General features: G+C 47.4%; 15 protein-coding genes. 6 read left to right on the forward strand and 9 right to left on the reverse strand.

Features of this window, described 5'->3' with window-relative positions; genetic code table 11:
- Window positions 1-76: 76 nt before the first annotated feature.
- Window positions 77-595, reverse strand: a complete 519-nt coding sequence (locus tag ACSF8X_RS21470) for a cysteine hydrolase family protein (protein WP_500851390.1) — start codon at window positions 593-595, stop codon at window positions 77-79.
- A 125-nt stretch (window positions 596-720) separates the two neighbouring features.
- Between ACSF8X_RS21470 and ACSF8X_RS21475 the strand changes: the two genes are divergently transcribed.
- Window positions 721-1,647: a GlxA family transcriptional regulator gene (locus ACSF8X_RS21475; protein WP_500851391.1), complete on the forward strand. Its 927-nt coding sequence runs from the start codon at window positions 721-723 to the stop codon at window positions 1,645-1,647.
- An 84-nt stretch (window positions 1,648-1,731) separates the two neighbouring features.
- On the opposite strand, the gene ACSF8X_RS21480 is transcribed toward ACSF8X_RS21475, so the two are convergent.
- Complete coding sequence (locus ACSF8X_RS21480; RefSeq protein ID WP_047878967.1) at window positions 1,732-2,157, reverse strand: hypothetical protein; 426 nt, start codon at window positions 2,155-2,157, stop codon at window positions 1,732-1,734.
- Window positions 2,158-2,406: 249 nt separating this feature from the next.
- On the opposite strand from ACSF8X_RS21480, the gene ACSF8X_RS21485 reads away from it, so the two are divergent.
- On the forward strand, window positions 2,407-2,940 hold the full coding sequence (locus ACSF8X_RS21485) for a peroxiredoxin-like family protein (RefSeq protein WP_500851392.1): 534 nt from the start codon (window positions 2,407-2,409) through the stop codon (window positions 2,938-2,940).
- A gap of 107 nt (window positions 2,941-3,047) precedes the next feature.
- Here ACSF8X_RS21485 and ptsP read toward each other — a convergent pair whose 3' ends face one another.
- Window positions 3,048-5,531, reverse strand: a complete 2,484-nt coding sequence (gene ptsP / locus ACSF8X_RS21490) for a phosphoenolpyruvate--protein phosphotransferase (protein ID WP_500851393.1) — start codon at window positions 5,529-5,531, stop codon at window positions 3,048-3,050.
- 5 nt (window positions 5,532-5,536) lie between these two features.
- On the reverse strand, window positions 5,537-5,833 hold the full coding sequence (locus ACSF8X_RS21495) for a PTS fructose transporter subunit IIB (protein WP_047879027.1): 297 nt from the start codon (window positions 5,831-5,833) through the stop codon (window positions 5,537-5,539).
- Between the two features lie 374 nt (window positions 5,834-6,207).
- Here ACSF8X_RS21495 and ACSF8X_RS21500 point away from each other — a divergent pair, with 374 nt between their 5' ends.
- The gene (locus tag ACSF8X_RS21500; protein ID WP_500851394.1) at window positions 6,208-6,795 is read left to right on the forward strand and encodes a DUF1471 domain-containing protein; all 588 of its coding nucleotides are present in this window, start codon (window positions 6,208-6,210) and stop codon (window positions 6,793-6,795) included.
- A 38-nt stretch (window positions 6,796-6,833) separates the two neighbouring features.
- Here the strand turns inward: ACSF8X_RS21500 and ACSF8X_RS21505 are convergent, their stop codons facing one another.
- Both ACSF8X_RS21505 and ACSF8X_RS21510 read right to left on the reverse strand, forming a co-directional pair.
- Window positions 6,834-7,604: an ABC transporter permease gene (locus ACSF8X_RS21505; RefSeq protein WP_500851395.1), complete on the reverse strand. Its 771-nt coding sequence runs from the start codon at window positions 7,602-7,604 to the stop codon at window positions 6,834-6,836.
- Window positions 7,597-8,241: an ABC transporter ATP-binding protein gene (locus ACSF8X_RS21510; protein WP_047878970.1), complete on the reverse strand. Its 645-nt coding sequence runs from the start codon at window positions 8,239-8,241 to the stop codon at window positions 7,597-7,599. The genes ACSF8X_RS21505 and ACSF8X_RS21510 overlap by 8 nt, the downstream gene beginning before the upstream one ends.
- Before the next feature lie 308 nt (window positions 8,242-8,549).
- Between ACSF8X_RS21510 and ACSF8X_RS21515 the strand changes: the two genes are divergently transcribed.
- Entirely contained in the window at window positions 8,550-12,512 is a 3,963-nt protein-coding gene (locus ACSF8X_RS21515) for an AsmA family protein (RefSeq protein ID WP_500851396.1), read from the forward strand.
- 86 nt (window positions 12,513-12,598) lie between these two features.
- Here ACSF8X_RS21515 and ACSF8X_RS21520 read toward each other — a convergent pair whose 3' ends face one another.
- Window positions 12,599-13,231, reverse strand: a complete 633-nt coding sequence (locus tag ACSF8X_RS21520) for a LysE family translocator (RefSeq protein WP_500851397.1) — start codon at window positions 13,229-13,231, stop codon at window positions 12,599-12,601.
- 259 nt (window positions 13,232-13,490) lie between these two features.
- Here ACSF8X_RS21520 and ACSF8X_RS21525 point away from each other — a divergent pair, with 259 nt between their 5' ends.
- A complete protein-coding gene (locus ACSF8X_RS21525; protein WP_047878973.1) occupies window positions 13,491-14,723 on the forward strand; it encodes a GGDEF domain-containing response regulator in 1,233 nt (410 codons plus the stop codon).
- A 193-nt stretch (window positions 14,724-14,916) separates the two neighbouring features.
- Complete coding sequence (locus ACSF8X_RS21530; protein WP_500851398.1) at window positions 14,917-16,764, forward strand: ABC transporter ATP-binding protein; 1,848 nt, start codon at window positions 14,917-14,919, stop codon at window positions 16,762-16,764.
- Between the two features lie 103 nt (window positions 16,765-16,867).
- Here ACSF8X_RS21530 and ACSF8X_RS21535 read toward each other — a convergent pair whose 3' ends face one another.
- Window positions 16,868-18,460, reverse strand: coding sequence for a radical SAM protein (locus ACSF8X_RS21535; protein WP_500851399.1), 1,593 nt, complete (start codon window positions 18,458-18,460; stop codon window positions 16,868-16,870).
- 294 nt (window positions 18,461-18,754) lie between these two features.
- A complete protein-coding gene (locus ACSF8X_RS21540) occupies window positions 18,755-19,792 on the reverse strand; it encodes an oxidoreductase (protein ID WP_500852143.1) in 1,038 nt (345 codons plus the stop codon).
- Window positions 19,793-19,814 lie beyond the last annotated feature (22 nt).

Genomic DNA, 19,814 nt, shown 5'->3' on the forward strand with positions numbered 1-19,814 from the left:
AGCCCAAGCCTCAAGAGAAGCGGGAATTATTCCCGCCCCCACACATTAAATCATAACGCTATGATTTAATTGAAATTTAAAAACATTCTTTGTAACCGGCCAACGGAATCCGGGTCGACACTGCATGCAATGCAATATTGTGGATCATTTCATCGACTGTTGTACAACAGTCCGCCAGAATGGAAACCTGATATTTTTCCGCCGCCTTAGATATCGCCGTATGCGTCACGCAGTTCTGCGTCATCATGCCGCAGACAAGCAATTCATCCACTCCGTACTGGGCCAGCAAGCCCTCCAGGTTTGTTCCTTCAAAACTGTCTGCGTAGTGCTTGATGACAACATCTGCATCTGGTGCGGCCGCCAATATCTCAGAATGAATCGCCGCCCCATCGGTACCTTGATTGAAAAACGGCGCGACACCAATAGCGGGATCCGCAATATGCTGAATATGGATAATTTTCACATCATGCTCTTGCGCTAACTCAATCGCGTTTTTGATGTTACCTAATACCAAATCAGTGTTCCAAAGCGGGAATTTACCACCTGGGAAATAGTCATTTTGTAAGTCAATCACCAACAAGGCTTTCTGGTTCATACAAGGCTCCTTTGTGTTTCAAATTTTGTTTCATCGCATTCAATACACACAGTATGGCCGATTGAGGATAATCTAAGCAGTGTCTACAATGACATAAAACATGCCAAAACGGACAACTTGTCCCCATGAGCCAAATAACAACCATTACTATCGCTATCTGCCATTACCCGTCAGCACTTCGCTCAGCAATTTATGGATTGGATGAGCTCTTCATGCTGGCAAACCGCGTATGCAAAGAACACAGCCTTCGCTGTCAGTTCGTACCCACTATCATTGAAACATTTGAAAATCATGATGAGACTTATCAGATCGTAATCTTACCGCCCAGTATGTCAGGGGACTATTACCGTCACCCCAATACCGAACATATTCAATGGCTCAATGAACAGCACCGGAGCGGAAGTAAACTGGCCTCAGCCTGTGCCGGCTCCTTTATTCTTGCTCATACCGACACCTTGCAATCCCGCGCTGTCACCACACATTGGGGGCTGGCTGATGATTTTCGGCACACCTTTCCAAACCAGCCTCTGGATATAGACCGAATACTGATCGATCATGGCGATATCGTTACGGCTGGTGGCATGATGTCGTGGCTTGATCTTGGCTTGGATATCATCGCCAAGCATGCTGGAGAATTTGTCATGCGCCAATTAGGCAAGATGCTAGTTGTCGATACCGCCCCACGAGAGCAACGGTACTACCAGCAGTTCATTCCATTAACAACCCATAACGACCATGTCATAAGGCAAGTTCAGCAACACATCAACCTGCACTATTCCAGCTCACTGACTGTCACCCAGTTGGCCAGTCTCGTGCACCTGGGTGAACGCTCTCTGCTCCGTCGTTTTCGTCAGGCAACCCACTATTCACCCAATGAGTATTTACAACGGCTAAGGATACAAAAAGCCTGTGACTTGCTTGAAGCCAGCCAGTATCCCTTTGAACATATCGCCCATCTGGTGGGCTACCAAGACAGTACCGCGTGCCGCAAGACATTTATAAAGATAATGGGATTAACCCCAAGGGCATTCCGCCAACGGTTTAATGGTTGAGGCTGCACGGGCTCCAAAGACAGACGCCAACAAAAAAGCCCACCACGGTTAAACCTTGGTGGGCTTGTTTCATTCAAAACACGATTACATTACGCACTTTTGAGCTTCTTTCGCTTTCTCAATGCTCTTTTCAATCAGTGTTTTTGCATCTTCGTTACTGATAGTGACCATCACTTTGTCCATCAGCTTTTCAGCTGTTGACTCAGATGACGCTTCCACCAAGCAGCTGTAAGCATTGGAAATGTGCTCATGAACTTCTGTTAATACTTCAGGATCACTGAAATCAGCATTCAGTGCTTCGTCAACAGACTCGGCAAGCTTTTGTGCCGAAGCCGCGGCATCACCCAATTGTTCTAAGTTTAGCTTGCTAAGATCAACAGATTCCATTTTCTCTTGCATGGTATCAACAGCATTGTTCGCCGCTTTCTGAGCCTGATCAATCACTTGATTAGCATCATCACAACCAGACAAAGCCGCAACAAGCATCAAAGATGAGATAATTTTCTTCATTTTATTCTTCAAATACAGATAGTTAAAATTGGCACGCTAATTACCAGCCATACCAGATAACGCTATCCTATTTCAGTCCAAATTCTTAAACAAGCGATAAAATGTAACGTGACATCATGCGCACAGATTTTCCACTCGATCTATTCCAAATAAGAATGAGTGGTAGTCGAATAATCACAGTTTCAGTCACTTATATTCAAGCCTAACATAGGGATACTTACTCCAATCTATGCACAAAAGGTATTGATAATGACTTCCGGCAAATTAAAGGCAGGCTGTATTTTTCCGGCCATAGCGCTACCGACCCTAACTGGCACCGACGTGATCCTCGGTGTTCCCCAGCAGGGCGCAGACTGGCAAATGGTTGTGATCTACCGAGGCCGACACTGCCCGCTATGCACCCGCTACCTCAACGAGCTTGAAACGCTGCGAGAACAATTTAGGGCTCTAGGGATCGATATTGTTGTAGCCTCTGCTGATAGCGAGAAGCAATTACGTACGCATATGGATAACTTATCGGTTAACTTTCCTATCGGCTATGGCCTTAACATCGAGCAAATGCAACAGCTCGGACTGTATATTTCCCATCCTCGCTCAGCACAGGAAACCGATCATCCATTCGCTGAACCGGGCTTGTTTGTCATAAATGAAAACAATGAGATACAAATTATTGACATTTCAAATGCCCCGTTTGCCCGACCAGATCTAAAAACATTGCTCGCAGGCTTGGCATTTATTCGCAACCCTGAAAACAATTATCCGATCCGTGGAACTTACCTATAAAGCCCCCGAGGAATAATCGATCGAACTTCCACCAATCTCCACCAATAGCAAAATAGCGGCCTTCATACGAAGGCCGCTATTGCTTATGCCAACAAACATTGTCGCGCTTATAGCGAGAGCTCTGATTGCAAGAACGCAATCATTTCTGACTCTGTGGTCATTTCTTTTAAGGTGTTACGGAAACTCTCATGGATCAGCTTACGCGCGAGACCGGAGAATATTCGCATATGCTGATCGCCTTGCTCCTTGTTAAGGGTCAGCATAATCACAAATTCAACGTCACTATCATCACTGTCTGCTGTCCAACTTACTGGCTTACCCAAACGCGCAATTGAAATCGATGAGTGCTGAATATTGTCAGATTTGGTATGTGGAATAGCGAACCCGTTACCCAATCCGGTAGAGAACACCTCCTCTCGAGCCCAGATATCGGCTTCTAATTCATTGACCCTTACAGTACGGCCACAAATCCCCAAGTTACCGACAAGTGCCTGAATAGCTTCTTCTTTGCTTGTAAAATCACAATCTAGCAAGACACATTCCGTCGCCAATAACGGCTTGGCCTCTTGGCTGCGCTCGAACTCATCGAGCAAGGCTTCAACTTCGGCAATCGTCGCACAATCACACGCCTGCTGGAACAATGCCTCACATTGCTTGCTATCTAGCTGACTCAGCAATGACTTCGTTGGCACAATGCTTGGCGCTGCCATGCTGAGTTCATCCAAACCCGCGCCCACCAACAGAGGCAACACTTTCTTGTTGGCCCCCAGCTCTCCGCATAAGCCGACCCATTTCCCGTATTCATGGGCACCAACAACCACCTCACGCAACAAGCGGAGGAAAGACGGAGCAAGACTGTTGTACAGTTTGGCAACATTATCGTTATCACGATCGACGGCCAGAAGGTACTGGGTCATGTCATTCGAGCCAATACTGAAGAAGTCAACTTCGCGGCAGAACTGATCCATCATGAAAGCCACTGCCGGGATCTCAACCATGATCCCCAGTTCAAGCTCACCAAAACCGATATTTTCAGATTCCAATTCCGCTTTCACCAATGCCAGCTGACTTTTTACCCAGCGGATCTCCTCAATACTCTGAATCATCGGGATCATCAGCTTAGTATGGCCATGTTGCGCCGCACGCAACACAGCGCGCAATTGAGTACGGAACAAGGTAACAAACTGAGGATAAATCCGAACAGCCCGGTAACCCAAGAACGGGTTGTGCTCGGCAGGCAAGTTGAGGTAATCAATCGGCTTATCGCCGCCGATATCCATACTGCGGATAATCACTGGCTTATCGCCTGCCGCATCAAGTACCTGCCGGTAACACTCGAACTGCTCGGCTTCATCCGGCGCAGAGGCGCGATCCATAAACAGCATCTCGGTTCGGAAAAGGCCAATCCCTTCTGCCCCTAGAGAAAAAGCCGGTTCGGCCTCCACTGTACAGGCAATATTGGCCGCTACTTCAACCAATTTACCGTCTTTGGTCATGCCAGATGCTGCCAGAAACTCATGCTGGCGCTCTTTACCTAGCTGCGCCAACTTAAGGGAACGTTCAAAATAGACGGCGACAGCCGGGGTTGGCGCAGGCGCAACAACACCCAAATTACCATCAATATATGCCAACTCGCCCTCATAGGCAGCACAGGTATCCAAGTCAATGCCCGCGATAGCCGGGATATTAAAGGCACGGGCCAAAATTACAGTGTGCGATGTTGCCCCGGCGTTGGTCAGGATCAGCCCTTGCAACATGCCGCGATCTAAACCAAGGAACTGACTAGGTGTCAAATCACTGGCAACCACAATCGATGGCTGAGACAAGACAAAATCCGTCTCTATCTCAAGATGCGGGTGAGCGGCCACCAACAATTGCAGAGCGATATCCTTGATATCCAGCACCCGCTCTTTAAGGTAATCCGAGGATGATTGCAGCAGGGTATGACAGATAGACTCGACCGTTGCTAGCACAGCTTCGGCAACCGTCTGGCCGTTGGCAACCAACCCCTCTATCTGACCGACAAATGCCTCATCCGCTAAAATAGCCAAGTGGGCCTCGATAATCGCTTTTTCTTCACCGGTGGCCGTCTGAACATTGTCAGCCAACTGCTTTCGAACCTGATCGGTGGCTTGCTCAAAGCAAACACTGGCCTCAGCCTGAGCAAATAGAGTCAGATCCATATCACTGAAACGTACCAACTGCCCCTTTGCAATCCCTGCCGACAGACGCTTGGCCTTGAGCAAAACGGGATTATGGCGAAGCAAAGACTGCGGCAGCACTATGTCAGATTCGTCCATCACCACCAGCTCAGCATCGCAATGGGGAAATTCCTCCCGCAAATAAGTCTCAAGCATCGACTGAGCCAGCTCGGCGTCCCCCCCCTCGATGATAAGCGAACAAGGATCATTAAACAGAGTATCGGTACCCACTAGCGACAATACGCTCTTTGCCGATCCACTGTTGCCATTACGCAGGTTCATTAAAGTAATATCACTATCAAACTGACAGCACACAGTTTCCAAATGATTGGCAGGGCGTGCGTGAATCCCATTGGGCAATTCACAAATAAAGGCGACTTCTTTCTTCATGATGTTCACTTAAATTGTTTCAAAAGGAATTCAGGTTTATTGATGGCGTCTTGTACCGAAACGAGAACTGTTTTTTTTCCTTCAAACCGTTCGCTTTCGCTTAGTTTTATTTCTGCAGCCAACAATATGTAATCAGCATTATCAAAATCTCGTTTTGATAATTTATTTTCAATTCCCATCGCGCCTTGGGTTTCAACCTTGATCTGAATCGACAGGGCTCGGGCAGCGTCGGTCAATCGGTCGGCAGCCATATAACAATGTGCAATCCCTGTGTGGCAGGCGGTTATAGCAACAACTTTCATGAGCATGACCTAGCGTTCTTTAACATACTGTCATGCTATTACAGGAAGGCAATCACCTATAGATGATTTTTATCGCATTTACTGGATTATTATTGCCTCAATGACAGAGTGTGAAACGGATCACCCAGAATGCATAACCACAAAATCAAACCCTTTAAATCAAATACTTAAGGATGATAAAAATTGTCAGTTTAACTTCTCTAAATTGGAAAATATAAGCACGCAATCGAGCAATACACGCTCCAATCCCTTCAACTAGAGCACAGAATAATCACTTGTGCACATTAATGAAATTGAAGATTTATCTGGATAAATAATTTAACTAAAATACCCCACAAGCATTGCGCTATTCCAATATAAGAGTCGTAGAATTAATGAAAAAACTCACTATTGCAGCAGCTATCATTTTGTCACTGACTGGTTGCACACGTAAAATTCCCGTAATGCCAGAAGCTAAACCTATTAGCGCTATTTCCGAACTAACGGCTATCACAATGAACTGCCAAATTGTCGATGTGTATACCCTTGAAGATGCACACCCAAACAATCTCGTTCCTGAATTAAAGAATCACACTTATCTTTCAGGCGGAAACCGTTACCATATTACATCCGTTATTGATACACGTAGAGGCAGACCAAGCAGTGTCATCGCAAATATCTATAACTGTGCGACTGGTGAAACAAATAGCAAGCCGTCTGGCCAAATTGCATTGCTTCCAGGTGCCCACACCGTACAGCCAATTGCATTTAGCGAAATTGAAAACAACACTTGCAAGGTTCTTACTAGCTACGTTGTAGAAAAGACACACCCCAAAAATCTTGAAACAGAACTCGCGAACGAAACATATATGCGTGGCGGGAACCGCTTCCATATTACCAAAATCATCGCGACGGATAATGGCCAACCAAGCTCAGTTGCCGCAGATATCTATCGCTGCAAGCACCAAACAGTACACTATTAATAGTATTCCCCGGCTCTGTAGCCGGGGAATTTTCCACCTCATTTCTGAAATTCACCGTATACGTTAAAAGCGGTTTTGCTGGCAATAGCCAGTGTCGTGGCTACAGACAAAGACGCGGAAATAAAAATCGCCACCATAATGACCAACTGGTATTTCACGGCTAACAATGGCTCGGTTCCCCCCAGAATTTGTCCGGTCATCATACCCGGCAAACTCACAATACCTAATGTTGTCATTGCCGCCAATTGCGGAGCCAACGCAGCTTTCACTGCCTCTCGGATAAAAGGCCCTCCCGGATTAGGCGCACCCATAGCCAAGTAAAACTGGTACTCTTCAGCACGATCTTTCAAGCTACTGTACCAGCGCTCCAACGCCAATACGTTGGCCGACAGACAGTTACCCAGCAGCATTCCCGCCACTGGAATCAAATACTGTGCCTGCCACCAAGGTTCGGCTTTAATCACCCCCGCCAGCATCAGTGGCAACACCCCCAGCATCGCCACTAAATGGCCTATCAACACAGCAGGGAGAAAACGCTTGGCACTTACCCCCGCCCGTTTGCAAATACTGCTGCCGGCCACCACTACCATGACCGACAACCAAAGACTGTTCAGCCACGGGTTCTGAAATTCAAATAGGGTTTGCAGGTATAGGCCAACAATAGACAGCTGGATCGTCATACGCAATACTGCGGCAATCAAGCTTTTACCCAACCCCAATTGCCAATAACGAAATAAAAACAGCGGAATAATAAACAGGGTATAGAACCCCGCCAGTGCCCAATGGCTAATCGCTAAGGTCTCACCCATTCCGCCCCTCCATTGAATAGACAATATCGGCCCCTGCCACCCACGCAGGATCATGAGAAACTGAGACCACCATCAAGGAGTACTGGCGAGTAAGAGCCGCCAATCTATCACGACTAGCGGCATCTAAGGCCGAGGTCGGCTCATCCATAATCCATAGCGGACGTTGCATCAGCACAGCGCGGGCAATGGCCAAACGCTGTTTTTCACCTCCGGATAGCGTATTAACAGATTTTGACTGCACGGATGCCAAATCCAACTGCTCCAAAACCTGCAAACACTGCTGCTCTGTAGGCTCTACCACAGATGTGGCCTTCAGCCGCCATGGCAACCGTAGTACCGAATAGACATCCTCCGCTCCCATCACTGGCTGCTGGGGGAGATAGCAAAACTGCTGGCGCCACCACGACAAATTGGCTTCGGTTACCGCCTGTTGCTGCCACACTATCCGCCCAGCAAGCGCCGGTCTCAAGCCGCACAGAACTTTCAATAAACTTGACTTACCACAACCCGACGGCCCACTAATTGCCAGATGCTGCCCCATGGCCAATGTCGACGTCAGGCTCATGCTGGAAATGGCTTCAAACCCTGAAGATAATTGCTGAATAGACAGAATCATACTTGGTGAATCACTACTCATAATCCCCCCTTTATCAACCAGTTTACTGTTCAGGAGTTATGATTCAAAACGTTAGTCTTGATAGTACACATTAATGAAACTGATAACGTCCCACCTTCTGGCAAAGTGTCAATTTTCCATCAAACAACACCTTCACAGCATGAGATGTGCCAATTTTTCGTCAAAATATGCTGAAAAATTATCGATTTAGCTTTTTCCATGGTATCTTATCGCAATAAAACAGCATCCAAATAACAACAAGTAGTGATACTGCAGAACATTTCACGAAGAAATGAGATATCAGTACCACAGCATCCTACAGAATTTGCATGAGCCCAGAAAACACAAACCACAACGATAAAGTTTCGACTCCCGCCCCTACCCGCGAGTCGAAACGTAACCTCCGCAAGATCGCCAAATGGGCTGGGATTGGTGTTCTGACACCTGTCGCACTCTGTGTTGCGACTCTTGGCTATGGTATTCATCTAGATCTGACGCCTTACCGCACAACCATTAGTGAATGGCTAACAGAAAACCTGGATCGCGAAGCCCGCATCGATGGCGAGATCAAGCTCGTTTTATCATTCCGTCCCGAAGTACAATTCAACGGCATCTCCATCGCCAACACAGATGCTTTTAATTGGCAGCCATTGCTGAAGACAGGCTCAATCCATGCTCAAATTGGTATTTTGCCTCTGCTTGGCGGCACATTGTCTGTTGACCATCTTGAGCTTGATACTATCGAGTTGAACCTTGCTAAAGACAGTGACGGGGACGCAAACTGGCTAATGGGCAACCTTGATCGCGATAACCAAGCCAGTTCGCAAAATAATGATGCTCAAACCCGCTCACCACTCAAGCTGGCAATTAATAACAAAATTTCAGCCCACAACCTGTCATTCGTATACCAAGACCATTCTACCGACACCTATTTCGACTGGTATCTCGACGACATGCTGCTGGCACCCATCGATAACCAATGGCAGCTAAATGCAAGCGGCAGTATCATCGGCCAACAATACAACCTTGAGCTTATCGGCGATCTCGAGCAGTTGCTCAACGAACAATACGGCAAACTACAGGCCAAAGGAGAATTTGCCGGAGCCAGCTTAAACATTGATGCTGATGTTTTACCGATCAATCAAGGGATATCTACCGCCGATGTGAGCCTCAGTTGGCAAAACACCCAGCCAGTTGCCAATTTACTGGGTTTAGATCTGCAATATTTGGCCCCGCTTAATATCACTACCAAGATATCAGCATCGGCCAACCGCCTAAAAGTCAGCGAGTTGGCGATCGACAGCCCGATCACCCACGGCAGTGGCTTTTTAGATATTGCGCTTGGCGATCACAACACTATTGACGGCAAACTAAATATACCGCTTATTGATCTGCGCCCTTGGCTAGAGCCCAAGCCAATAATGATGCGGGCCTATAGCAGTACGCCACCTCAACAATCGCCGCTTCAGCGTGCACTGGATCAATGGCTGGTCAAAACCACTACCAACGTTGAACTGTCGATTGACGAAGTAAAAGGACTTGGCACATCCATCGAAAACCTGTCATTGCAAGTCAACGGCAAGGCTGGCGAACTCCATGCACCAATGACCGCTGATATAGCCAAAGTTCCATTTAGGGGCTCGGCAAATATCAATGCCACTGACTGGACGTCTACCGTTGATGTCACGCTCGGTGCCGAAAAGTCACCACTGGGAGAAATGGCACGTTGGTTAAGCGGTATGGGCTATGCGCGAGGCCACCTCGAAAGCGCCAAACTCAATATCACCACCCAAGGCACCAAACTGTCTGAATGGCTGGAAAACTCACGGGCCGAACTTAATATTGATCAAGCCGAGGTCAAGTGGGGTGGTGAAGCCTCATTCGCTATTGATAAGGCCAAGCTCATTGCCGGGCTCAACGTGCCGTTCAAGTCCGATATTCAAGGCCAATTGATGGGTATTCCCACCCGTTTCAAAGTCAAAGCCGGCACATTTTGCGATGTACTTTCTAATCGCGATTGGCCGACCCAAATATCATTGAACAGTCCAGCCCTGCATGTCAGTGCGGAAGGTTTACTTAAACATACCCGATGGGAAAAGGATAGCTGGTTCAATCTGGACATCCAAAGCAAGGACGCCAAATTGTTGAGCCCCTGGCTAGGTACAACCGCTGATATTCACGGCCCAGTCAACATCACCGGCAAGATCCGCTACCATGATGGCTGGATAAAATTGGCCATGCCTGATTTCAACCTGCTCAATAGCAAGGGGAACATCAACATGGCATGGCGGCCAGAAGGCGAACGTCCCTACTTGGACTTTGACGCCAATTTCAGCGAGCTTAATTTCACCCAGTTCGGCCAATTCATCAATAATGATGAGTTGCCGCAGGTAGAGCAGACGGTTCCGACCCAAGGGGTTAACCTTGATGTTCCTTTGCTGCCAAATGATATCGTGATTGCCGATGCCGATGTCAATATCGGGGTAAAACAGCTTATATGGGGGAAACAGCATCTCGAGGCTATCTCCTTCAAAGGCGAACTGAAAAACGGCAGAATGAGTAATGCACCGTTTAAAAGTCGCTTTGCCGGCAGCGACTACAACGGCTTGCTCAATTTCGGGATCAACGCCAATACCATTGATGCCGCCCTCGATGTCTCTGTAGAAGATCCTGATATCGGGGCCGTACTCCACCAATTCAACATTGCCGATGATTTCGATATGCGTCTGGACAGGGCCCAGCTGGCGCTCAGCATTGAAGGCCGCTCAGTTCTTGATTTGATGGAGAATACCAAGGTTGATGCAAGACTCCTGGGCGGCTATGCCAATATCGCTGATAGCTACACAGGCAAGGCCCTGAAGATTCAACTGGATGAGGGTCGCTTTCAAAGCGGCCCTGACACCGATACCCAGTTGGTGATTGACGGCACAACAGCAGGGAAAGTCACTCAGATCGCCCTTAACTCGCTATCGCTCAAAAAAATCAACGACGGCCGAGAGACACTCCCTGTTGATCTTGCCGTTAACCTTGGCGACATGCGCTTCAAAGCCCACACCTCCCTTTCTCTGCCCATTGACCCACAAGCGCTCAATCTAGATATCAGTGCTTATGCGCCGAATCTCGACCAGCTCGAGACATTCACTAACATCGACATGCCGCCCTATGGCCCGGTAACTATCAATGCCAACATGGCGATGGATAAACGGGGCTATCACCTCAACAACATGCTGGTTCAGGTCAATAACAGCCAGCTAACGGGCCAAGGGGCATATCTGCCGCCACTCAATAACCAAGGCAAGCCACAGCTAAACCTCGCCCTGACCGCGCCATTCATCCAGATGGATGACTTCAAGGTCGGAGACTGGGCAGCATGGCAAAATGATAAAATGCCCGTTGAGGAGGGAAAGACCACGCCGTCGCTTGCAGCCAATACCTCCGACTCACCTACGTCGATAATCAGCCCAGCAGGGCTTGATATGCTCAATGCCCGCTTCAGCCTTGACGTTAATGAGGTTCGTTCTGGCGATGATTGGTTGGGTGCTGGCAAGCTCGACTGGACTGTGAAAGATGGCGTATTCAACTTGAAACCGCTGTATATCCAGTTGCCGGGTGGCAGCATCGACCTTGCCAGCACCATCAAGGCCAAAGACGATATGTTCGATATTCGTTTTGACGGCCATGTCGAGAACTTTGATTACGGGATACTAGCCCGCCGCCTTGCGCCAAAGAGCGGTATGCACGGCACGTTTTCGACTCAGTTCCAGCTAACCAGCCTAGCAAATTCGCCCGATACCCTGCTCAATAACGCCAATGGCTTTATCGGTGTCGCCGCTTGGCCAAAAGCATTCGAAGCGGATTTAATTGATCTGTGGGCGGTTAGCCTGACCGATGCCATTATTCCGAACTTCACCAATAATGATCCTTCGGTACTCAACTGCGTTGCCGCAGGGATAGATATCAAACAAGGGACGATGAAACAACGTGACTTGCTTCTTGATACTACCCGTATGCAAGTCAATGGCCTGTTCAATGCCAGCTACGCCGATCGCGACTTTTCGCTCTACCTGCGGCCACAGTCCAAGCGGGCGCAAATTTTCAGCTTGCAAACACCAGTCGAGGTTCTTGGTAAATTCGAGCATTTTGATTTTTCTGTGCCGCTATCGGCAATTTTGGAAACCTCGGTTCGCTTTACCACCAGCCCTGTTATCTCCCCGATCCGTTGGCTGGTCGAAAAACCAATCGCTCCCGATGGCAGTGCCCAGTGTCAGCTTATCTGGCAGGGCAAGCATTAGATTGCGCCCCCTCCCGCTTCCCCCTGTATAGACATCTCGGCTCTCAACAGATTGTCGCACAAGGGGGAGCTAGGGGGAGGAAAAGATTAACTGCTCATGACTTTAAGGCCAAATAGCGTAAACAACCCACCGGTAAAGAAATCAATCTGGCGAGTGGCGCGGCGATACAAGGTCTGGGCACCCTGCCGAGAAAAGCCGAACAATAGTACTAGGTGCCAACAGAATGTGATTATTCCCATTAGCAGCATAGTGACAAAGGTAAGAGAGAGCGTCATATCGGCCGGCATCGCAACCGAAAACAAGCTGACGACAAAAAGACCGGTTTTCGGATTCAGCATGCTGGTTAGCGCCGCCTGACGTAACAAAGAAAAGAACGTCAACGACAAATGAGAACCGGCAGCCCATGGCTGATCTTTAAAAGACCAAGCAGCTCGAATTTTACTGATACCTAGATAAAGCAAATATGCCCCACCGGCCACTTTTAGCGCACTGAACCACCATGGGAATGTCTTCAATATCAGTAAAAGCCCCGAAGCACCTAATAAACCCCATACCATCACCGCAAGGCTAACGCCGATTACGGCACCGAAAGCCAGACGCGGCGGATGCGACAGGGCGCTATTAATGGTCAAGATAACATTGGCACCGGGTGTCATCGCAGCAATTGTCCATATAGCTACGACATGGGCGATCACCGAAACGTAATCGACAGCAATCATTACAACATCCTTATCAAAGGTTAAATCCGGAACTAATTCGCATGATAAACAGAACTGAAAACTCGGCAAGCCTATTTCAGCAAAGATGCCAGCGACGCCACTACTCGACGAGGGTTCGTCGGCTAAGCGACGCCACCACCGTCCGAATTTGAAAAATAAGATTGCTTAAAATGAGTCATTTATGACTCAAACTTAAATAAATCCTAATAGATAATTAACCGATTTATCACTAGATACCCAAGCCCCTAGGATCATGGTAATGGAACAAAAAATACTGGTTGTCGAAGATAGCCGTCCCTTTCGACGAGTCATCGAAAGTGAATTAAGGAAAGCCGGCTTTACCCCAGTGATTGCCTTCTCCATTGCGGAGGCTGAAACGATCCTGGATCAGTCGACAGATTTTCTCTGTGCCATTCTAGACTACTGCCTGCCTGACGGTCAGGATGGCGAAATTATCGATCTCTGTTTGGCTGTGGGCGTAAAAGTTATCGTGCTGACCGGGAAAATGGATGAACTCACACGTGAGCGGGTTCTGGCAAAAACTGTCATAGACTATATCCCAAAAGATAACCCATCGTGTATCAGCAATCTGATTCCGATCCTTCATCGCTTGGCAACGAACAACCAACATCGGGCACTAGTCGTTGATGACTCGGTGACTGCACGCAAATACATCCGTAGCCTACTGGAAAGACAATATATCGATGTTATTGAGGCTAATGGGGTTTCTCAGGCCCTATCGATTATGGAGCATGACAAAAGCATCACCTTGGTGATCACCGATTATGCAATGCCCGAGCGCAACGGGGTCGAACTGGTCAAAACTCTCAGAAAGCAATATCATACTGGCGAACTAGCGATCATTGGCCTATCAGCCAGTGATGAAATAGCTCTTACCGCTAAGTTTCTCAAAGCGGGCGCCAATGATTACCTCAAAAAACCCTTCAACCAAGAAGAGTTCTATTGCCGCCTGCACAGCACACTGAATATTCTGGATGCCGAACGCCAACTCTATCAAATGGCCAATCAGGATTACCTGACCCAGACGTGGAACCGACGGTATTTTTTCGAACACCCCTTGGCCAAAAATCATCATATGCCACGCTGCTTGGCTCTACTTGATATTGATAACTTCAAGCTGATCAATGATACCTACGGTCATCATATTGGCGATTTAGTCTTGATTGAACTGGCACAGCTTCTTCAGCGCTATTTCCCCGATGCCATTGTGGCACGTATTGGCGGCGAAGAGTTTTGCGTCCTATACGGCAATGCCTCCCAAATCTTCAAACAGCGCCTTCAAGCACTGGTATATGATATCGCCCATACCGAGCTTTCACTGCTTGGGCAAAATATCAACTTCACGGTCAGTCTAGGTTTGGTTCACGCCGAAGCCAATATCCATGACCTGCTCAAGCGAGCGGATAACTGCCTATATAAGGCCAAGAACGACGGGCGAAACTGTCTGGTATGCGAGCCTGAGCATCACTAGCCCATCGAAGCCCGGCTATCATTCCATAACTACAGCCCCACTCTGCATAAACAAGCAGCTAAATTCATAAGCTGCTTGTTCGTCCAATTCATAAACAACACCATAAGCAACAAAGCCAATAATGGCTTACGCTAACCTATACGAACCGCTAAAATGTACTGCTAACTGTGCAGCCTGACTGGACCTTACTGGTATGTATAAACGTTTTGAATCTTTCACCCGCGCATTCCCGCCGGATGAGCCTACCCAGCCGCCAAAAAGCCTCTTTGCTTTTTGCCGCCATTACACCCGTGGCTTTGAACTCCCTTTGCTTGCCATGTCGCTTCTGAGCGCCCTTATCGCCATTGTCGAAGTCTCGCTATTCGGCTTCATGGGACAACTGGTCGACTGGCTGACGGCCCACAACCCCGATACATTTTGGGCCGAAGAAGGCAGCAAGCTCATCGGCATGGGCCTGGTGATCCTGCTGGTTGTTCCGGTTCTGATCACCCTACACTCACTGGTTGTCCACCAGACCCTGCTTGGCAACTACCCGATGTCCATCCGCTGGCTGGCACACCGCTACCTATTGCGCCAGAGCGTCTCTTTCTACCAAGATGAGTTCGCCGGTCGGATCGCAACTAAAGTCATGCAAACAGCACTCTCTGTTCGTGAAACCGTGATGAAACTGCTCGATGTATTGGTCTACATCACCGTTTATTTCACCTCGATGGTAGTGATGATTGGTCAGGCCGATGCCCGCCTTATGCTGCCTATGCTGTTGTGGCTGATCGGGTACATTGTGATCCAGCTATACTTCGTTCCCCGTCTTAAGCAAGTTGCTACCGAACAGGCCGATGCCCGCTCGCTGATGACTGGCCGAATCGTCGACAGCTATACCAATATCCAAACCGTCAAACTTTTCTCGCACACCAACCGCGAATCCGAATATGCCGAGCAAGGCATGAATGGCTTTATGGATACGGTATACCGCCAAATGCGGCTGGTCACCGGCTTCAATATCTCAGTAGAAGCCATCAACTACCTATTGGTATTCATTATTGCGGGTATGTCGATTTGGCTATGGTCGAGCTCAGCAATCAGCATCGGTGCCATTGCCATCGCTGTCAGCCTCGCGCTGCGAATCAACGGTATGTCAAAATGGATCATGTGGGAAGTCGGCAGCCTGTTTGAAAATATCGGTACCGTTGTGGACGGTATGAAAACCCTATCGAAACCTATTGCGATTGAGGACAAGCCCAATGCTCCCGATCTTCAGGTGAGCCAAGGCGGTATCGAGTTCGATAATGTCAGCTTCCACTACGGCGAGCAAAAAGGCGTCATAGAAAAGCTCAACCTCAATATCAAACCGGGTGAAAAAGTCGGTTTGGTGGGCCGGTCAGGGGCTGGTAAATCCACTTTGGTCAACCTACTGATGCGCTTTCACGATGTGGAGTCTGGCGCGATTAAAATCGACGGCCAGACTATCTCTGCAGTCAACCAAGATTCCCTGCGCGGCCAAATCGGCATGGTGACTCAGGATACCTCGCTGCTACACCGCTCGATCCGAGAAAATATCCTTTACGGGCGTCCCGACGCAACCGAAGAGGAGCTATTGGCAGCCACCAAACAGGCTCACGCCCATGAATTCATTGCCACCCTGAGCGATCCGCACGGCAACGTCGGCTACGATGCACAGGTCGGGGAACGAGGGGTCAAACTCTCTGGCGGCCAGCGCCAGCGTATCGCTATTTCGCGTGTCTTGCTAAAAGACGCACCGATCCTGATCCTTGATGAAGCCACCTCGGCGCTGGATTCCGAAGTCGAAGCGGCTATCCAAGAAAGTCTCTACCAGCTGATGGAAGGGAAAACCGTCATAGCCATTGCCCATCGTCTATCGACCATTGCCGCTATGGACCGCCTGATCGTGCTAGACCAAGGCCAAATCGTCGAGCAAGGTTCACACCACGAGCTCATCGCCCATAACGGAATCTATGCCCAACTTTGGACTCACCAAACGGGAGGTTTCATTGCCGAAGAAGTCGAGGTAAAAGAAGCCTAATTCGTTTGCAATAACGCAAAAAGCCCCGCTATCAGTCACTATAGCGGGGCTTCTTTTAATATTCTAACTCCTAACTAGATCTCGCAGCCACCGCCATCAATACTCACAAATCACTATAGTCCCTGTAATCCCATGCTGCACTGGAGTATTTGGTATATTGGGCCACCGCATTATTTTCACCATCTTCCGAATATCTCTGTGAATGCCACCGTAATTCACGCAGCCAGCACTCGCGACATTGTTGCCACATATTCGGCGTATTAAAGGTACTGCGAAGTGATTGCATTGCGGGTCCATTCCACACATCATTAAAACAAGATTCGCCATCCAGTGAACCCACGACTTCACCATAATGCTTGCCGCACGATGTAACTTCGCCATTACAACCAATAATGCCAGTTCTACACATCCACGTACATTTTTCAGCCAAATAATCTGGGTCTATAACCGAGAAACCACCAACTTTATCTTCATATCCCAACGTTTCACGTACTGTGATAGCTTCAGGAATTGAGGAAACACCCCTTTGCTCATCCATTAATGGCGGCCCTTCAAAGCGAATTCCGCGGCTATTTAGTTCATAGTATGCTTCTTTAAGGTATGCATTAGTCTTTTCAGGTTCACCCAATAACGATAGATGCCTGTCCTTTTCTCGGAATAAAACTAAATGCCTAATAGCAAAATAATCAGGATTATACTTTTCAGAAGCACGAATAAATTCTGGCAACTCATGAATATTATTCGACATTATTGTCCAATAAAAGCTTAACCTAGGCCTACGAGCTAATTTAGCATATAACCTCAAATTGTGAAAATATTCAATATTTTCAATAACCTTTTTTAACGACGAACCACCTCGGTTTTGAGCATGTACTTCTGCACTATTTCCATCAATTGAAATACAGAGCTCATCAACATATGGCAAAAATTCTTTCGTTATCCTTTTTTTTATGAAATGACCATTCGTCACACAGCTTACTTTTACCCCATACAATCTTACTAAGCTATCACACTGTCGCCACAACGCATTACTGACCATGGTCGGCTCACCACGGCCAACAAGGCTTAACGCTGTAATATGAGGAAAGAGCTCATGCGCAATTTTTTCAAATAGCAATGGCGACATTTCAGAGCGTTTATTATGAATATCATGTACTTTAGGTGTGCCATGGGAACTACAATGAGGACAGTGTAAATTACAACGAGGCGTTAACTCCAACGACAAAGATTCAGGCAAATGAGTGAGACAACTTGGAAAAGATGATTCACTCTCAATAACCTTCTCTCGAACTTTCTGTCGATTATGCCTCCATATTGCATCCAAAGTAAGCTTCGGATTCTCATTTCCAATAACCGTACGTAAATTTCGAATATGACAACTACCTTTACTATAAGGTAATCCATCAATTCTTATAGATAGATAACCCGACTCAATAACCTCTTCCGGTAATCGCAATCGAATATGTTCATATTTACCCCGATATATAGGCTGAAAACATATCACTCTTGATTCATGAAATGATTGGCTCGGGTTACTATTAAAATACATTTTGCTATATTTATAATGCTCACTTTGCTCAAACGTAAAGTCGATATTAATTTCAAAATCAATATATTTATCTTCAGGTGATAATGATAGCGTTTTATACAACCGCTGCTTACCTGAAACTTTTTCAAAAATATTTCTAATTATCACCACAGCATCCAATAAAAACTTAATTAAAATATTATATGCAGAATGAAGGGGATTAGTTATTTATTTCATTAAACAATTAAATATTAATCTAGGAATTAACAAAAAAACATAATATATATTGACTTGCTCTACATGTTTCATATCAACGATTTCTAGAAAACGTGTTGATTGATCTCTTCTCTATATTGCAACTTTTAGCGTAAAACCACTATGCCAGCAAAATAGTACCTTGATAAGAGACCAATCTATTCTCACTGAAACGCGCGTCTTTAGGTCACAGGAGAATCACTATCACTACCTAACGATAACGATTTTACCGCTCTGGCTACTTTCTAATGCCATCTCAATTAGTCGAATATTCCAGAGAGCATCCTCGGCGGAAACCGGTACGGGCTCGCCATGTCGAATGGCCTTTGCTACCGCACGAAAATAATGCTGATAGCCGCCACGCTCAGTAGCAACGGGCTCGATGCCCTCTTCGGTGTACAAGCGACCGTATTGCTCAGGTGTTTCATCCGCCCAATCTTTAGCTACCGGTAAGACGCCAGCTTTCAAGCGATCTTCTTGCGGATCCAATCCCTGTTTCTCATAAGTGCCTTTGCTACCTTTTACCGTAAAACGACGATTCGGCCCAGCACTGTGCAAGTCAGCATGCAAGTTGGCTATCATATTCGGGTAATGCAGCACCATGTCGACATAATCAACTGTCGTTGCACCGTCTCGGGTAATCAGACACTGGGCAGTTATCGCTTCTGGCAAGCCAAACAAAGCCAAGGCCTGATCAAGCAAATGCGGGCCAAGGTCAAATAGGATACCACCACCATCCGCTGCCAACTCACGCCAGCGCTGACGTACTTGCGGCCTGAAACGGTCAAAATGCGACTCGAAGCACTTCACATCACCCAGTTTCCCGGCCTCAACCAATGACTTCACTGTGAGGAAATCGCCATCCCAACGGCGGTTATGGTAAACGCTCAACACCAGCCCTTTTTCAGCCGCGAGGGTAATCAGCGCCTGACCATCGGCAACCTTAGTCACAAATGGCTTTTCGATAACTACGTGCTTATTATGCCTCAATGCCAATTCGGCCAAGGCAAAGTGCACATCATTCGGAGCGGTAATGATCACCAGTTCGGCATCTGATTCACAAATCAAGGATTCGGCCGTCGAATAACAGCACACGGATGGATAATCCTGGCTAACCCGATCCCCTTTACTACTGCTGATCGCAACCAATTCAAATTCCGGCAAACTAACGATAAATGGCAGGTGAAATGTCTGGGCAGAGAAACCGTAACCGATAACAGCCGTTTTAATAGGAGGCGTAGAAATCATTGGATATTCCTTTGATTAA

The sequence above is a fragment of the Photobacterium panuliri genome (assembly GCF_059920555.1).

What these genes read in the sequence shown, in the direction of transcription:
- ACSF8X_RS21470 (WP_500851390.1), bottom strand. Translation starts at nt 595, where the DNA reads ATGAACCAGAAAGCCTTGTTGGTGATTGACTTACAAAATGACTATTTC.
- ACSF8X_RS21475 (WP_500851391.1), top strand. Translation starts at nt 721, where the DNA reads ATGAGCCAAATAACAACCATTACTATCGCTATCTGCCATTACCCGTCA.
- ACSF8X_RS21480 (WP_047878967.1), bottom strand. Translation starts at nt 2,157, where the DNA reads ATGAAGAAAATTATCTCATCTTTGATGCTTGTTGCGGCTTTGTCTGGT.
- ACSF8X_RS21485 (WP_500851392.1), top strand. Translation starts at nt 2,407, where the DNA reads ATGACTTCCGGCAAATTAAAGGCAGGCTGTATTTTTCCGGCCATAGCG.
- ptsP (WP_500851393.1), bottom strand. Translation starts at nt 5,531, where the DNA reads ATGAAGAAAGAAGTCGCCTTTATTTGTGAATTGCCCAATGGGATTCAC.
- ACSF8X_RS21495 (WP_047879027.1), bottom strand. Translation starts at nt 5,833, where the DNA reads ATGAAAGTTGTTGCTATAACCGCCTGCCACACAGGGATTGCACATTGT.
- ACSF8X_RS21500 (WP_500851394.1), top strand. Translation starts at nt 6,208, where the DNA reads ATGAAAAAACTCACTATTGCAGCAGCTATCATTTTGTCACTGACTGGT.
- ACSF8X_RS21505 (WP_500851395.1), bottom strand. Translation starts at nt 7,604, where the DNA reads ATGGGTGAGACCTTAGCGATTAGCCATTGGGCACTGGCGGGGTTCTAT.
- ACSF8X_RS21510 (WP_047878970.1), bottom strand. Translation starts at nt 8,241, where the DNA reads ATGAGTAGTGATTCACCAAGTATGATTCTGTCTATTCAGCAATTATCT.
- ACSF8X_RS21515 (WP_500851396.1), top strand. Translation starts at nt 8,550, where the DNA reads ATGAGCCCAGAAAACACAAACCACAACGATAAAGTTTCGACTCCCGCC.
- ACSF8X_RS21520 (WP_500851397.1), bottom strand. Translation starts at nt 13,231, where the DNA reads ATGATTGCTGTCGATTACGTTTCGGTGATCGCCCATGTCGTAGCTATA.
- ACSF8X_RS21525 (WP_047878973.1), top strand. Translation starts at nt 13,491, where the DNA reads ATGGAACAAAAAATACTGGTTGTCGAAGATAGCCGTCCCTTTCGACGA.
- ACSF8X_RS21530 (WP_500851398.1), top strand. Translation starts at nt 14,917, where the DNA reads ATGTATAAACGTTTTGAATCTTTCACCCGCGCATTCCCGCCGGATGAG.